10 protein-coding genes are annotated in these 15,375 nt (G+C 59.5%); 7 read left to right on the top strand and 3 right to left on the bottom strand.

Translation table 11 applies throughout. The features are described from left to right. Positions 1 to 16: 16 nt before the first annotated feature. The 5 genes from A0251_RS07000 to A0251_RS06980 all read left to right on the top strand — a co-directional run bounded on the left by A0251_RS07000 (position 17) and on the right by A0251_RS06980 (position 6,044). Entirely contained in the window at positions 17 to 1,228 is a 1,212-nt protein-coding gene (locus A0251_RS07000) for an O-succinylhomoserine sulfhydrylase (RefSeq protein ID WP_062816137.1), read from the top strand. A 91-nt stretch (positions 1,229 to 1,319) separates the two neighbouring features. Then, positions 1,320 to 2,231: a MoxR family ATPase gene (locus A0251_RS06995; protein WP_062816136.1), complete on the top strand. Its 912-nt coding sequence runs from the start codon at positions 1,320 to 1,322 to the stop codon at positions 2,229 to 2,231. A 2-nt stretch (positions 2,232 to 2,233) separates the two neighbouring features. After that, positions 2,234 to 3,190 carry a DUF58 domain-containing protein gene (locus A0251_RS06990; protein ID WP_062816135.1) on the top strand — a complete coding sequence of 319 codons (957 nt, stop codon included), beginning with the start codon at positions 2,234 to 2,236 and terminating at the stop codon, positions 3,188 to 3,190. A gap of 8 nt (positions 3,191 to 3,198) precedes the next feature. After that, positions 3,199 to 5,241: a DUF3488 and transglutaminase-like domain-containing protein gene (locus A0251_RS06985; protein ID WP_062816134.1), complete on the top strand. Its 2,043-nt coding sequence runs from the start codon at positions 3,199 to 3,201 to the stop codon at positions 5,239 to 5,241. 68 nt (positions 5,242 to 5,309) lie between these two features. Continuing rightward, positions 5,310 to 6,044 (top strand): TenA family transcriptional regulator, encoded by a 735-nt coding sequence (locus tag A0251_RS06980; RefSeq protein ID WP_062816133.1) that lies wholly within the window; start codon positions 5,310 to 5,312, stop codon positions 6,042 to 6,044. A 112-nt stretch (positions 6,045 to 6,156) separates the two neighbouring features. Here A0251_RS06980 and A0251_RS06975 read toward each other — a convergent pair whose 3' ends face one another. Further along, positions 6,157 to 6,723 (bottom strand): hypothetical protein, encoded by a 567-nt coding sequence (locus tag A0251_RS06975; RefSeq protein ID WP_062816132.1) that lies wholly within the window; start codon positions 6,721 to 6,723, stop codon positions 6,157 to 6,159. Positions 6,724 to 6,866: 143 nt separating this feature from the next. Between A0251_RS06975 and hrpB the strand changes: the two genes are divergently transcribed. Then, entirely contained in the window at positions 6,867 to 9,317 is a 2,451-nt protein-coding gene (gene hrpB, locus A0251_RS06970) for an ATP-dependent helicase HrpB (protein ID WP_062816131.1), read from the top strand. A gap of 197 nt (positions 9,318 to 9,514) precedes the next feature. Here hrpB and acnB read toward each other — a convergent pair whose 3' ends face one another. Beyond that, positions 9,515 to 12,115 carry a bifunctional aconitate hydratase 2/2-methylisocitrate dehydratase gene (gene acnB / locus A0251_RS06965; protein ID WP_062816130.1) on the bottom strand — a complete coding sequence of 867 codons (2,601 nt, stop codon included), beginning with the start codon at positions 12,113 to 12,115 and terminating at the stop codon, positions 9,515 to 9,517. 182 nt (positions 12,116 to 12,297) lie between these two features. Then, positions 12,298 to 13,155 (bottom strand): lysophospholipid acyltransferase family protein, encoded by an 858-nt coding sequence (locus A0251_RS06960; RefSeq protein ID WP_231874184.1) that lies wholly within the window; start codon positions 13,153 to 13,155, stop codon positions 12,298 to 12,300. A 237-nt stretch (positions 13,156 to 13,392) separates the two neighbouring features. Between A0251_RS06960 and A0251_RS06955 the strand changes: the two genes are divergently transcribed. After that, complete coding sequence (locus tag A0251_RS06955) at positions 13,393 to 15,279, top strand: hypothetical protein (protein ID WP_197461875.1); 1,887 nt, start codon at positions 13,393 to 13,395, stop codon at positions 15,277 to 15,279. Positions 15,280 to 15,375 lie beyond the last annotated feature (96 nt).

The following is a 15,375-nucleotide window of genomic DNA, read 5'->3' as shown; positions in this document are numbered from 1 at the left end:
AAAACCGAGGCTATCAATGAACGATCTGGATCCGACACAACTTGATGTGGAAACCCTGGCTATCCGCACGGCACAGTTGCGTACGGACGAGATGGCACACTCGGATCCGATTTTCCTGACCTCGAGTTTTGTCTATGAAAGCGCCGCCCAGGCTGCGGCCCGATTCGGAGGCCAGGAGCCGGGTAATATTTATTCCCGCTTTACCAATCCCACGGTACGCGCCTTCGAGCAGCGGCTGGCAGCGCTTGAAGGGGGCGAAGCCTGTGTGGCGTTTGCTTCTGGCATGGCCGCCATCAGTGGGACTTTCTTTTCGCTGTTGTCTCCGGGCGATCACATTGTCAGCTCACGCAGTGTGTTCGGTACCACCAATGTGGTGTTCGACAAATACCTGGCCAAGTTCGGTATCGAAACGTCATTGGTGGATCTGAGTGACTTGCAGGACTGGGAAGCGGCAATACGGCCGGAGACCCGGATTCTCTACCTGGAAACCCCGTCCAACCCGCTATCGGAAATTGGCGATATTCGCGCCCTGGCCAAGTTGGCCCATGACAATGGCGCACTGCTGGTCGTGGATAATTGCTTCTGCACCCCTGCGCTGCAAAAGCCCCTGGCGCTTGGCGCTGATATCGTCATCCACAGTGCCACCAAATATCTTGATGGCCAGGGGCGTTGCCTCGGTGGTGCCGTGGTAGGCCCGAAAGCCGAAATGGAAGAAGTGCTGGGTTTTGTTCGTTCCGCCGGTGCCTGCATGAGCCCCTTCAACGCCTGGGTATTTCTCAAGGGCCTGGAAACACTATCCCTGCGGATGGAAGCCCAGAGCGCCCGTACCCAGGAGCTGGCCGAGTGGTTGGAAAAACAGCCTGGCATTGTGCGGGTGCATTATGCGGGCCTGAAACATCACCCTCAGCATGCTCTTGCCGGAAAACAGCAGTCCGGTTTTGGCGCTGTCATGTCCATTGAAGTGGAAGATGCTGCGGGAAACCGGGACCGGCAAGCAGCCTGGCGCTTTATTGATGCCACCCGGCTGATTTCCATCACCGCCAACCTGGGTGATGTTAAAACGACGATTACCCACCCGGCATCCACAACCCACGGGCGGGTTAAAGAGGAAGAAAAACAGCGGGCAGGGGTCACTGAAAACCTGATTCGTCTGGCCATTGGTCTGGAATCGGTGAACGACCTGAAGGCAGACTTGAACCGGGGTTTACAGGCGATCGCCAGCGCATAACAACAAGCGCCGGCGTAGGTTGGCCAATCGGGTTAAAAAGACGCCTGTACTTCATCTGTCGCGCCCGCAATAAATAGAATCAAGGGGAACCATGCAGGCACTGGATAAAGTTCTGGCCCAGGTGGGCCGTGTTGTACTGGGCAAAGAAGAACAACTCAAGCTCGCACTTACCTGCATGCTGGCCAATGGTCACCTGCTTATCGAAGACCTGCCCGGCATGGGTAAAACCACGCTCGCGCATGCCCTGGCCAGGGTCTTCAAGCTTGAGTACCGACGGGTGCAGTTCACCAGCGACATGCTGCCTGCGGACATTCTTGGCGTCTCTGTGTTTGACCCTGCCACACAGCAATTCTCCCTGCGCGAAGGGCCGGTTTTCACCCAGTTGCTGCTTGCCGATGAGATCAATCGCGCCACACCGAAAACCCAGAGTGCATTGCTGGAAGCCATGGAAGAGCGACAGGTGACTCTGGATGGGGTGACCCGGGATCTGCCACAACCATTCTTCGTTGTCGCCACCCAGAATCCGGTGGACCAGGCCGGCACCTTCGTGCTCCCGGAATCCCAACTTGACCGTTTCTTGATGCGAATTTCCCTGGGCTATCCCGCGCCGGAAGTGGAGCTGCAATTGCTGGCCGGTGGCGACTTGCGCGAACAGGTGCGGGAGTTGCAGGCCGTCATAAACAGTGAAGGCCTCATCAAGCTGTCACGGGTCGTGGGGAAGGTGCGCGCCAGCCACGAACTGCTGGACTATGTACAACGGCTACTGGATGCCACCCGATCTGATGACCGTTTTGTCTCCGGGTTGTCTCCCCGGGCAGGTCTGGGGCTGCTCAAGGCGGCCCGTGCCTGGGCCCTCATCAGTGGGCGTGATTATGTCTTGCCCGAGGATGTACAGGCAGTGTGGCCCTCTGTGGCGGAGCATCGTCTCAGTGCCCGGCAGGGTGGCAGTGTGGCCGCCACCACCCAGTCTTTGCTGCAGTCCGTTCCCGTTATACGCCGTTAGCCATGCTGATGCCGGCGCCGATACGGAACCTTTATGAACGCTGGCTGGCGCGGCGCTTACCGCCGGCCAGACAGGTGGTGCTGGATCAACGGCGCATCTTTATTTTTCCCACCGGCTACGGTTTCTTCTATCTGTTGGTGTCCGCCCTGTTGTTCATCGGCGGCATCAATTATGAAAATAATCTGATCCTGGCCCTGGCGTTCCTGCTTGCCAGCCTGTTCATGGTGGCAATTCTGCATACCTTCCGGAACCTGTCCGCCCTGGGCATGCGTAACGGTGATAGTGAATCCGGCTTTGCGGGGGAAGAAGGGGCACTGGAAATTGTGCTGTTTGCCCAACGTCGCGATCACCATTGTGTCTGGCTACGCTGGCCGGACCAGGATGGTCAACAGATCAGCATCCGCAGGGGCGAGGAAGAAAGCCTGTGGCTGAACCTGCCGTTGCCCGAACGAGGCAGGGTGACGGCGCCCCGGTTAAGGGTAGAAAGCCGCTTCCCGCTGGGATTGCTGCGAAGTTGGTCCTATGTGTCCATGGACCATTACTGCCTGGCCTGGCCGCGCCCGCAGGAAAGCCCGGATTGCCCGGCCGATGGCGGCAAAGAAAATCAGCAGTCATTCAGTAGTGGTCAAACGGGCAATGACGAATTCCAGGGGTTGCGAAACTACACAGCGGGGGATTCCCTGCGACGGGTCGACTGGAAAGGGTACGCCCGGGGCCGTGGGCTGAATACCAAGCAGTTCGAGGAACCGGTCGGTGGTCGTCTGTGGCTGCGCTGGGACCGTCTGCAGGGCCTGGGGGAGGAGCAACGCTTATCCATATTGTGCTACTGGATTTTGCAACTGGATCCGCAGCGCCAACCCTATGGTCTGGAGTTGCCCGGGCTGACACTGGCTCCGGATACCGGTGACGTGCATCGCTGGCGGCTGCTGGATGCATTGGCCAGTTATCCGGATTTCTGAGGTTCTCCATGGCGCGCATCTATCAGGTTCCATCCCATACCCGACTCTGGCTGGCTCTGGCTGTCGTGCTGTGCTCCATCCCGCAACTGGTCAAAGGCGTTCTCTGGCAGACCGGTTTGCTGGCGTTGGTGATCCTGATCCGCTGGCTGGTGGATCATCAACGCCTGACACTACCGGGCCGGATAGTGCGTTCCCTGTTGTTGATCGGTGCTGTCGGGCTGACGTTTTTCAGCTTCGGTCGACTGTACGGGCCCGAAGCCGGGGTCGCTCTGCTGGTGAGCCTGTTCGCGCTGAAGTATCTGGAAGTGGTGCAGCAGCGTGACGCCTATGTGGTGATTGTGCTCGGTTATTTTGTCTGTGCAACCGCGCTATTGTTTTCCCAGACCCTGGGCATGTTTCTCTATGTGCTGCTGTGCATGATGGTCCTTACCACCTGCCTGGTCGGGATCAACCACAGTGATACCCGTGCCAGTGGCTGGGTACATGGCAAGCGTGCGGCGATGATGACCTTGCAAGCGATCCCCATGATGGTGGTGCTGTTCCTGTTGGTACCCCGGGTGGCGCCGTTATGGAATATGCAGGTGGGGGGAGACAAGGCCCGCACGGGGATGAGCGACAGCATGTCGCCGGGACAGATCAGCGAGTTGTCGGAGTCGGCGGAGCTGGCGTTTCGGGTGGACTTTGAGGGAGAGATGCCGTCGCGGGGCCAGCGTTACTGGCGGGGCCTGACGCTGAGCCACTATGACGGTCGAACCTGGCAGCAGGCGATCCCCCAGGGGATCCCGGAATCGCAGTACCTGTACCGGCCAGGCAATAACAAACCGGACTGGTACCAGCGGATAGCAGAGCAGCGGGAGTCAGGGCAGCCCGGTTACCGCTATCAGGTGATCGCGGAACCCACCCAGCGGCGCTGGTTGTTCAGCCTGGATGTGCCTTTCCCGATCTATGGCGATGTGGCCCTGGCCAAGGATATGCGTCTGGTGGCCAACCGACCGGTTTCCGAGCGATTTGCCTATCGCGTGGAAAGCGTGCCTGCCGTGGCCGAAGAGATTGACCTGACCCGGCTGGAGCGACAATTGATGTTGTCGATACCGGAGGACGCCGGGGTCAAGGCACGTGGCCTGGCGCAACAGTGGCGTCTGGAAAGCCCTTCGGCTGAGGGGATTGCTCAGCGTGCCCTGCAATACTTCCGGGAGCAGCCTTTTCACTACACACTGCGGCCCCCACGGCTTGCCATGGATCCGGTGGATGATTTTTTATTCCGAACCCGGCGGGGGTTCTGTGAGCACTATGCGTCCAGCTTTACCTTTCTGATGCGCGCTGCAGGGGTGCCGGCCAGAGTGGTGGTTGGCTACCAGGGGGGTGAGCGTAACGAGCTGGGCTCACATTTACTGGTGCGCCAGTATGACGCCCATGCCTGGAGTGAAATCTGGCTTGAAAACAAAGGGTGGACCCGTGTGGATCCCACCGCCGCGGTTGCCCCCGAGCGCATTGAGTTTGGTCTGAGAGAGGCCCTGGAAAACAGCGAGGAGGGCAGCGATCTGCTGGATGATCTGGGGCTGCGTCGTTTCTCGGATGGCGGCGTACTGGCGCTGGTCAGCCAGTGGATGGACTATGTGGATTTCCGCTGGCAGACCTGGGTGTTGGGCTACGACAGTGTCTTCCAGTCCGAATTTCTCGGAGACCTTCTCGGCGCGGTTTCGCCAACGCGCATTGCCATTGCCCTGATTGTCTCTGTCGGCGTGCTGATGGGGCTCTATGCGCTGTTTCTGATTTGGCGAACCGGCAAGGCAAAACAGACGCTGATGGAGCGGGAATACTGGCGGTTACATCAACGGGCCAGTGAGCGGGGGCGCCCCCTGGTAGTCGGCCTGAGCCCCATGCAGCTATGCGATGCGATCAGCGAGCAATGGCCCCAGGCGGCTGGCGCTGCCCAAAGTTGGGCAAAATACTACCAGAAGCTCCACTACGATCCCGCTTCGCCACCGAATAAACAGCAACGGCGTCATTTACGCAGGCTCCGAAATCGCTTATACAAATTATTGGACTAGTGTGTTATCTGTATAGGATAGCTCTCTGATCCAACGCTGCGATAACTGGTTGTTATGGAGAACGACAAATGCGCGCCGCAAATTATAAGAAAGGGCTCGAACTCACCGATCACAGCCCCTGGGCCCAAACTTTCTGGGACGATCTGGTACCGTTGAAAAATCAGGTGGTGGAGCATCCGGTCTTTGTGGAAATGGGGGCCGGGACACTCAGCTTGCCCCGTTTCCGCAGTGCCTTGCTGAATTTCTATCCGCTGGTGGAAAACTTTCCCAAGTACATGGGGCTGAATCTGGCCAAGACCCAGCCAGGCCGGTATCCCGGCCACGAAGAAAGCAAGAACTGGTTGATCAGCAATATCAAGGTCGAACAACGCCATGCGTACTGGTATCAGGACTGGGCCATGGGCTTTGGTATTACTCTGGAAGAGCTGGAGTTTGTCACGCCGCCGCCAGCCATGGATGCGGTAAACCATTATCTCTGGCACATGGGCAGACAGGCCAGCCTGGAAGAAGGCATTGCCGCCACCAATCTGGCCATAGAGTGGGCCACGGGGGAGTGGAGCCAGAGCGTGGTCAAAGGCATGCAGGCCTATCAGGAAAACGGGGTGGCCACCATTAACCGCCATTCCATGGCCTGGCTGCGAGCCCACGCCTCCTACGATGATGCCCATCCCCACGAGGCCATGGAGCTCATCAAGCTCACCTGTGTCGATCAACAGAGCCGGGAAAGAGCCTTTGCGGCAGCGGTGAAAGGGCTGGAGTACTATGTCCTGGCACTGGACCACTGTTACGCTCAGTCAGACTGAATAGACTTGATCACGTCTACACATCCGGGAAAGCCATCTCTGGTGTTTGGTGGTTCTTCCCGGTCCGGTGTGTTTTCGCTGTTAACTCTTCACTATTAGCGGTTCACTGCCGTTACATGTACACCTTCAGCTTGTCGCGGATGACGCGCTGTATGGCTTTGATTTCCATGGGCGAGCGATCAGACAGTCTGGAGGGTTGAATACGATGCAGGTGGAGGCAGGGAAAATCCTTGCGAAAGGCCCGTAAATCCCCTTTGGTGATGACCGGGAGGAAGGGGATGGTAGTGGATTCCTTCTTCATCAGCGCCCACAGGCCCACTTTCAGAGGCACCGGTTTGATAACCCGCTTGCCATACTTCAGTAGCCGTAACGTCAGAAAAAGCCCTTCCTTGCCGAACAAATCTCCAGGCACGATATACATGCCGGTGGCGTGAACACTATGATCCCCAATACTGTTGAACGTATCGTGGTATGCATAGGGATTTGGCAGAATCACCAATGAGCGATCGTCATCGGGTGGTATGGAAATATCGTAATTGGTATAGAGCTGTTCCACCGGCGCACTGTATACGCACAGCGTATCCTGAAACTGTTTGATGAAATTGACCGCCCGCTGGTGGTTGTCAAAGTCATTCAACTTCCAGATCAGGTGCTCAGGAATCCCCAAGTCATTCAGCATATATCACTACAGAAAGTCATTATTAATTATTAGTCGATGATGAGCAGAATATAGCATAGGTCCGTTTCCCCACCAGCGGTATTGATTCACCAAGTTGACCAGAAGTGACCGCCGTCACGGCGCCTCAGCAATGGACGTAACAAATGCAGAACGAATTCCCCGTCGATGATGTGGTGGCGCCACTCCTTGAGGCCCTGCAGCAATCCGGCTGTGCCATTCTGGAAGCGCCCCCGGGGGCCGGGAAATCGACCCGTGTGCCGTTGTCTCTGCTCGAGCGTTTCGGCTCCCGCCCGGGGCGGATTCTGATGCTGGAGCCCCGTCGGGTTGCCGCCCGCTCCGTGGCGACCTTTATGGCTTCCCAGCTCGGTGAGCCGGTGGGGCAGACTGTTGGTTACCGAACCCGGACCGATACCCGAGTCAGCGCGGCCACCCGGCTGGAGGTGGTCACGGAAGGGGTGCTGACCCGCATGGCGTTGAGTGACCCGGAGCTCCAGGGTATTGCGCTGGTCATTTTTGATGAATTTCATGAACGATCCCTGAATGCGGACCTGGGGCTGGCTCTGGTCAGGGAAATCCGAGAGGCCTTCCGCCCGGACCTGGGGTTGCTGGTCATGTCCGCGACGCTGGACTGTGGGCCCCTGGAGGCCATGCTGGAGGCGCCGGTCATTCGCAGTGAAGGGCGCAGTTACCCGGTGGAGGTTCTCTATCGCCCGCCGGCATCAAGTCAGGATTGGCGCGACCACTGCGTGCAGCAAATTCTGTCCGTGACGGCTGACGCCCAGGTGATACTGGTGTTTCTTCCCGGCCGCGGGGATATTCGCCGGGTAGCCCGGGGTTTGTCCGAATCCGGATACGGTTTGCCAGTGAGAGAATTGCATGGGGGGTTGCCGCTGGCGCAGCAACAACAGGTGCTGGAAGCAGCCGCAAACGGTGAGCCTCTGGTGGTGTTGGCCACCAATGTGGCGGAAACCAGCCTCACCATTGAGGGGGTTACCCATGTGATTGATAGTGGCCTGGCCAGGGAGCCCGTCTATGACCCGGCCCGCCACCGTAGCCGTCTGGTGACTCGCAGGATCAGCGAAGCCAGTGCTCGTCAGCGTAGCGGTCGGGCGGGGCGGTTAGGCCCCGGCTGCTGTGTGCGGCTATGGTCAGCCTCAGAGGTCATGGCCAGCCACCAGAAGCCGGAGATTGCCCGGGTGGCGCTGGACCCTCTGGTGCTGGATCTGGCCCGCTGGGGATGCCGGGAACCTCAGCAGATGCAATGGCTGGACCTGCCCCCTGTGGCGGCCTGGAACAGTGCGGTGGCGAGGCTGCGCGACGGTGGGGCGCTGGATGCCCAAGGTGGGCTTACCACGTTTGGCGCTGCGATTGCCGGCCTGGGTGTTGAACCCGCTCTGGGGATGCTGATTCTGGCCGGCCGGGAGCAGGGGCTGCCCGTTTGTGCCGCCCGGGTCGCCGCGTTGCTTTCAGAGCGAGACATCCTGAGTCAGGGTGTGGATTTGCGCAGCCGGCTGCAGGCCCTGGAAACCAGTCCGGATCGTCACCGTTCGCTGCTGCTCGAAGCACAACGTCTGCTCGCCGGCGACCCACAGGATCGACAGGACTGGCGCCAGAGTCTGGGGGCGTTGCTGGCCCGGGTTTATCCGCGACAGCTGGCTCGACTGCGCCAGGGAGAGGGTAACCGCTACCAGATGATGGACGGCCCGGGTGTGCAACTGCCCCCCGGGGACAGTTTGTCCGGGACATCATGGTTACTGATTCTGGACACGGACGGCCAACCCCGGGATGCCCGTATCCGGCTCGCCATGCCGCTGGATGAGACGGACCTGGACTCGGTTCTGGGGGACCATGCCCAGTGGCACGAACAGATCGGGTGGGATCGTCAGCGTCAGCGGGTAACGGGCTGGCGCCAACGGCGTCTTGGCGCCATTGTCCTGCACAGTCAGCCCATGGCGTCGCTTACCGCTGAGCAACAGGTACAGGGACTGCTGGAGGGGCTGCGGACGGATGGCCTGGGGTTGTTGCCCTGGTCCGAGGACTGTCGGCAGTGGCAGGCCAGGGTGGCAACGCTGGCGGCGGTAGAGGGAGAGCATTGGCCGGATGTGAGTGATGATGCGCTGCAGGAAAACCTGGAAAGCTGGTTGGCGCCTTTTCTCGCCGGGATGCGTACCCTTCAGGATCTCAAACGGGTGCCGCTACGTGATGCCCTGAACCTGCTATTGACTGCGGATCAGCGCAAGCAGCTGCAAAGGGATATGCCGGAGGCGATCACCATTCCCACCGGACGACGGGTGTTGCTGGATTACACGGGGGAAACCGTGGTTCTGGCGGTCAAGTTGCAGGAATTGTTTGGCCTTACCCGCTTGCCAGCCATTGCCGGAGGAAAGCGGACCATCAGCGCCCATCTTCTCACCCCGGCGGGACGGCCTGCCGCCATTACCGATAACCTGGAACGATTCTGGCGGGAGAACTACCCGGCTGTGCGCAAGGATCTGCGTGGCCGTTATCCCAAGCACCCCTGGCCGGAAGATCCTCTGGCGGCAGATGCAACCGCGCTTACCAAACGGCGCCTGAGTGGCAGTGGCGGTCAGTAGTCGGTTGAAATGACGGCAAGGAAGGTGGGTGGCCCTGGATAGGGCAAAGTGCGGATGGAGGTTGCTGCTGGAACAGGATTGCCTCAAGCGTTGATGCGATGGCCGCCAATTGGTGCTGAATCCATTGACTTCCTGTTAAAACGCGAAACGCCCGGCACAGGCCGGGCGTTTCGGGTTCGCGAAGCGATTATCCGGTCTTAGACAGACTGGGCAACCGGGATCTTCACGGTATCGGCCACGTCCTGGTACTCCGGCATCTGGTCGAAGTTCAGGTAGCGGTAGATGTCAGAAGACATGGAGTCGATGGTGTTTGCATACTCCATGTACTCTTCCGGGGTCGGCAGCTTGCCGAGGATGGACGCCACAGACGCCAGCTCAGCCGATGCCAGGTACACATCCGCACCCTGACCCAGACGGTTCGGGAAGTTACGGGTGGAAGTGGATACCGCCGTGGACTTGGGCGCGATGCGAGCCTGGTTACCCATGCACAGAGAGCAGCCCGGCATCTCGGTACGCGCACCGGCGCTGCCGAAGATGTTGTAGTAGCCTTCTTCGGTGAGCTGGTGCTGATCCATCTTGGTCGGCGGTGCGATCCACAGACGGGTGGGCATGGTGCCGCTTTCCACTTTCTGCAGCAGTTTACCCGCCGCGCGGAAGTGACCGATGTTGGTCATGCAGGAACCGATGAATACCTCGTCGATCTTGGCGCCAGCCACCTCGGACAGGGTCTTGGCATCGTCCGGATCGTTCGGGCAGCACAGTACCGGCTCCTTGATCTGATCCATGTCGATTTCGATGACGGTGTGGTACTCGGCATCGGCGTCGGCACGCATCAGGCTCGGGTTGGCCAGCCACTCTTCCATGCCCTGGATACGACGCTCGATGGTACGGGCATCGCCGTAACCGTTGGCAATCATCCACTTGAGCATGGTGATGTTGGACTTCAGGTACTCGGTCACGCTGTCTTCAGACAGGGTGATGGTACAACCGGCGGCAGAACGCTCAGCGGAAGCATCAGACAGTTCGAATGCCTGCTCCACAGTCAGATCGTCCAGACCTTCGATTTCCAGGACCCGACCGGAGAACACGTTGACCTTGCCGGCTTTGGCAACGGTCAGGTGACCGTCTTTGATCGCCTGCAGCGGGATGGCGTGTACCAGGTCACGCAGGGTGATGCCCGGCTGGCGCTTGCCCTTGAAGCGAACTAGTACGGATTCCGGCATATCCAGTGGCATGACACCGGTGGCAGCAGCGAAGGCTACCAGGCCAGAACCTGCGGGGAAGGAAATGCCCATGGGGAAACGGGTGTGGGAGTCACCACCGGTGCCCACGGTGTCAGGCAGCAGCATACGGTTCAGCCAGGAATGGATGATGCCGTCGCCCGGACGCAGGGACACACCGCCACGGTTCATGATGAAGTCGGGCAGGGTATGCTGGGTTTCCACGTCGACCGGCTTGGGGTAAGCGGCGGTGTGACAGAAGGACTGCATCACCAGGTCCGCCTGGAAGCCCAGACAGGCCAGATCTTTCAGCTCGTCACGGGTCATCGGGCCGGTGGTGTCCTGGGAACCCACGGTGGTCATCTTCGGCTCGCAGTACATGCCGGGGCGAACGCCTTCCAGGCCGCAGGCCTTGCCGACCATCTTCTGGGCCAGGGTGTAGCCCTTGTTGGAGTCACCGGGCTGCTCCGGCTTGCGGAACAGATCAGACGGGGCCAGACCCAGCGCTTCGCGGGCCTTGGTGGTCAGGCCGCGGCCAATGATCAGGTTGATACGGCCGCCGGCGCGCACTTCGTCCAGCAATACCTGGGAGCGCAGTTCGAATTCGGCAATCACTTCGCCGTTCTTCTCGACCTTGCCTTCGAACGGATAGATGTCGATCTGGTCGCCGGTTTCCATCTTGGAAACGTCACATTCAAAGGGCAGGGCGCCGGAATCTTCCATGGTGTTGAAGAAGATGGGGGCGATCTTGCCACCGATGCAGACCCCGCCGGCGCGCTTGTTAGGCACGTACGGAATGTCTTCACCGAAGTGCCACAGCACGGAGTTGGTGGCGGACTTACGGGAGGAACCGGTACCAACAACGTCACCCACATAGGCAACAGGGAGACCTTTGGCTTTCAGTTCTTCCATTTGCTTGAGCGGGCCGATTTCGCCGTCTTTCTCCGGGAAGATGCCTTCGCGGGCATTCTTCAGCATGGCGTTGCCGTGCAGCGGGATGTCCGGGCGGCTCCAGGCGTCCTGGGCGGGGGACAGGTCATCGGTGTTGGTTTCGCCGGTTACCTTGAACACGGTCAGAGACATTTTCTCTGCCAGATCCGGGCGCTTGGTGAACCACTCGCCTTCGGCCCAGGACTCGATCACTTCCTTGGCCTTGGCGTTGCCGGCTTTCATCTTGTCTTCCACATCGTGGAAAGCATCGAAAACCAGCAGGGTGTGCTTGAGTTCGTTGGCGGCGATTTCTGCCAGTTCGGCGTCGTCCAGGGCTTCCACCAGGGTGGCGACGTTGTAGCCGCCCTGCATGGTGCCCAGCAGCTGCACGGCACGCTTGCGGTCGATCAGGGGAGAGCTGGCTTCGCCTTTCACAATCGCGGTCAGGAAGGCAGCCTTCACGTAGGCGGCCTGGTCCACGCCGGGCGGAACACGGTTAACGAACAGGTCCTGGATGAATTCTTCTTCGCCAGCCGGCGGGTTTTTCAGCAGTTCGACCAGCTCGGCAACCTGCTGCTCGTTCAGCGGCTTGGGCGGCACACCTTCGGCGGCGCGCTCTTCAACATGTTTGCGATAGGCTTCTAGCACAGCGTGTCCCTCTTTACTCGAATTGGCTGATTTCTTTTGGAAATCAGTCTTTTAGGGTGTTACTGGGGGTTGGAATTGCGCGCGGAGTATAGCCGAAACGCCATCAACTGTTAAGCCAAACCGCGGTTACAGCCATTCATGGGATGAATACTCGCAATCACTGAAAGCGAGATCCGTTGGCGTCAATAGGGGGCCTGGTGCCCCGGGGGCGGTCGCCGGAAGCGTTTATAGCTCCACAGATACTGGGCGGGCTCCTCGTCAATCAGGTGTGCGATGGAGCGGTTCATGGCGGTGAGAGCAGTGTCCAGATCGTCATCAGCCACCTGCGGGTCCGCCGGACGCACGCGAATCTCGAATCCCTTTCCGTTCGGTAAACGGCGAGCCCAGGCCATAAAAGTGACTGCACCGGCCTGGCGGATCAGCTTGCAGGCCAGGGTGCCGGTGTAGGCAGGTTGGCCGAAGAAGGGGGCGTGCCGACCACTGCGACGATCCGGTACCTGGTCCGGCAGGATGGCGGTGAGCGCCCCTTTCTTCATGGCCCGGACCAGACCGGCCACTCCCCGGGCGGTGGTGGGGTACATGGTAGAGCCGAAGTGCTCGCGCCCGGAGCGTATCAGGTCATCCACTTCCGGCAGTCCTGACGGGGCAAACATGGCATGCAGACCGAACTCGGTGGCCAGCCAGAAATTAAGTACCTCCCAGCATCCCAGGTGAGGAGCCAGAATCATCACCGGTTTGCCGTCCTCCACTGCCTGCCGCAGCGGGCCGTCACCGTCCACTGCCACGATGCGTTTCAGTCCTTGCTCCGGTCGTCGCCAGAACAGGGCGATCTCGAAGGTATTGCGAGCGCTTTCCATAAGCGATTGCCGGGCCAGATGATGACGCTGGACCTCGCTCAAATGGGGATAGCAGAGGGAGAGATTGATCCGGGACACATGTCGGGCCTCGCCGGGGAGTCGGGCCAGGATCGCACCGAACAGGGAGGCGATGGCACGATTCACAGCGTAGGGAAGCCAGGCGATCAGTCGCAGTAATGACACTGCGATCACTCCCTTGATGCGTTGAATTGTCGGATTGGTTCGTCGGCCCATGGCGGCAGAGTATAAGGGGCAGAAGGCTCGGTCGCAGCATTCTTCTCGACGACTGCCCCACAGTGCGGAACATTTTCTGTGTGTCTTCGTGTCATGTTTTGTGACATGACGTGCGGTTGACCTGATGTTCACTGCCCGAGGAACACTGTCGATCCATCTCATGCGGTGTTGGTAGGGAGAAACATCATGGTCAGCGTCATCAGTAACAGCCGGTTCGACAAACATTCCGCCGGATCGCGGCGGCGGCGGGGAAGGTTGGAGCGTTCAGCCATTGCCTGTCGCTTACCCGGAGTCCCGGCATTCCTTCTTGTGCTCGCCGGACTGGGGCTGGCCGGTTGCGGTGGCGACGACACGACCCGCTTTGTGGATCGCCCGGTTGAAGTTGTTGTCGGAGACGATCCGGTTTCCGAAGGCAGGGAGGTGTTTCGCTTCGAAACCTTCGGCAACGAACGCTTCTGGACGGATTTCATGCAACTTCCCCAGGGCATTGCCCAGGCTGAGGTAACCCCGCTGACAGCGTTGTCTCTTGGCTTGAACGTCAATGTGGAGGCACTGAGTCCTGGAACAGCTGCCGCCTTGCTGGATGCACTGGCAATGATAGAAGACGGAGCCAATCCTCAGGATACGATCCTCAGCAATCCCCAGGTGACTCTCGCGCTGATCAATGAGGGGGCCGTCATTGGCGTTGTTCCCTTCGCCGCGGATGGCAGCCGAAAACCGCTGGGGAGTGACGCTGACTTCAACGCCAACGACAGTCTCGATCTGGCACGGGGTGATAAAGTCGGTGTGACCTGTGCCCTTTGCCACGCACGAACGGATGATTCCGTTGTTCCGGCCGGTTTTGCGGGCCCCGGTTCAGTGGGTGTGCAAGTGGATGGTGTCGTCGCTGAAGGCATTGATGTGGGCAATATTTTCGCCGCATCCGCGAATCCTTTGGCGTATTTGCCTTTACTGCAGCTTGCGTTTGACACCCAGAAGGGAGCAACTATTGGCAATGGTGATTTCACCGGCATACCGTCTGACGGCACCATTGACGACCTCAATCAGGTTGCCAGGGAATACCTGACCGGCGTGAACGGGGAAACCGGTATTCGTTACTATCCGGTGACTTCGTTTGACGCCACTCCGGACGGCATTGGCAACGCGACCTATGTGCCTCCGTTCTTCCGCACGGATCTGGCGGCGCCGTGGGGCCACAGTGGATCTTTTGCGCGCCTGAATGACTTCAACAATCTGGTCTATACCGTGGCGCTGGACCCCACCAGCCTGCTCACCGATGAGGGCAAGGCCTTCCTGAATGTGCTTGCAGGCCCGGTCGGTGACGAAATCACGCAGCGATATCAGCAAATTCTGGAAGACAGTGGTGTGCTTTCCTCCGGTATGGCGCTGGATGATCAGGTGCCGCTGGTAGATAGCGAAACCACAGGGATTGCTGCCGGGGATCCGACGGGTCCGGTGGGAGTGAGAGTCTCCGATGACAAACTGGATGCCCTCAAGGCATACACGGATCAATTGGAATCCCCGGCTGCTCCGCAAGGGCTGGATGCTGAGATGGTGGCAGCCGGGGAGGCGATCTTCCGCAATTCCCGTCCCGAGGGTGCCAACTGCGCTGCGTGCCACACGCCCAACCCCAATGACCCTGTGGCCAACATCATCGTGTCGATCACCACGCTGTACCGTGATTATGAAGACGATCTTCTGGTTCTCCTGGAGCGCGATGACCCGCTCAGTAATGTTCAGACCACCTTGGCCGGCCCCACACCGGATTACGACAACACCCTGGTGGTACTGGATGCCAGCGTGCGACAGCAGCAGCGAGGTTTTTCGAAACCGCTATTGCTGGGCCTGGCGGACAAGGATGAGTTTCTTCATAACGGTTCGGTGAAGGGTGAGGATGCGGCAGAGGCATTGAATAACCTGTTCAACCCGGCCCGGGGAGAAGACGAGATGGGGAATCCTGTAAATTCACCGCATCCTTTCTACTTCCCGAGATCGGTTGCTGATGAAACCCCGGCAACGGAGGAGGGCCGTGCGGCACTGGTCGAGTACTTGCTGAGTCGGACCACCCTTTAATCACGACGACCTTTGCGGGGCCTGCCTCTGGCCCCGCAAATGATGCACAGGCTTTGGCGCCGCTCTATACTTATCCCCCCGCGGCGCGAGAGTCCC

The organism is Alcanivorax sp. NBRC 102024 (assembly GCF_001602235.1).
GTDB lineage: Bacteria > Pseudomonadota > Gammaproteobacteria > Pseudomonadales > Alcanivoracaceae > Alcanivorax.
This window is presented reverse-complemented; position numbering and strand designations above follow the sequence as displayed.

Coding starts and splice junctions, on each gene's coding strand:
- A0251_RS06955 (WP_197461875.1), top strand. CDS start 13,393: ATGGTCAGCGTCATCAGTAACAGCCGGTTCGACAAACATTCCGCCGGA.
- A0251_RS06980 (WP_062816133.1), top strand. CDS start 5,310: ATGCGCGCCGCAAATTATAAGAAAGGGCTCGAACTCACCGATCACAGC.
- A0251_RS06975 (WP_062816132.1), bottom strand. CDS start 6,723: ATGCTGAATGACTTGGGGATTCCTGAGCACCTGATCTGGAAGTTGAAT.
- A0251_RS06995 (WP_062816136.1), top strand. CDS start 1,320: ATGCAGGCACTGGATAAAGTTCTGGCCCAGGTGGGCCGTGTTGTACTG.
- A0251_RS06985 (WP_062816134.1), top strand. CDS start 3,199: ATGGCGCGCATCTATCAGGTTCCATCCCATACCCGACTCTGGCTGGCT.
- A0251_RS06990 (WP_062816135.1), top strand. CDS start 2,234: ATGCTGATGCCGGCGCCGATACGGAACCTTTATGAACGCTGGCTGGCG.
- A0251_RS07000 (WP_062816137.1), top strand. CDS start 17: ATGAACGATCTGGATCCGACACAACTTGATGTGGAAACCCTGGCTATC.
- hrpB (WP_062816131.1), top strand. CDS start 6,867: ATGCAGAACGAATTCCCCGTCGATGATGTGGTGGCGCCACTCCTTGAG.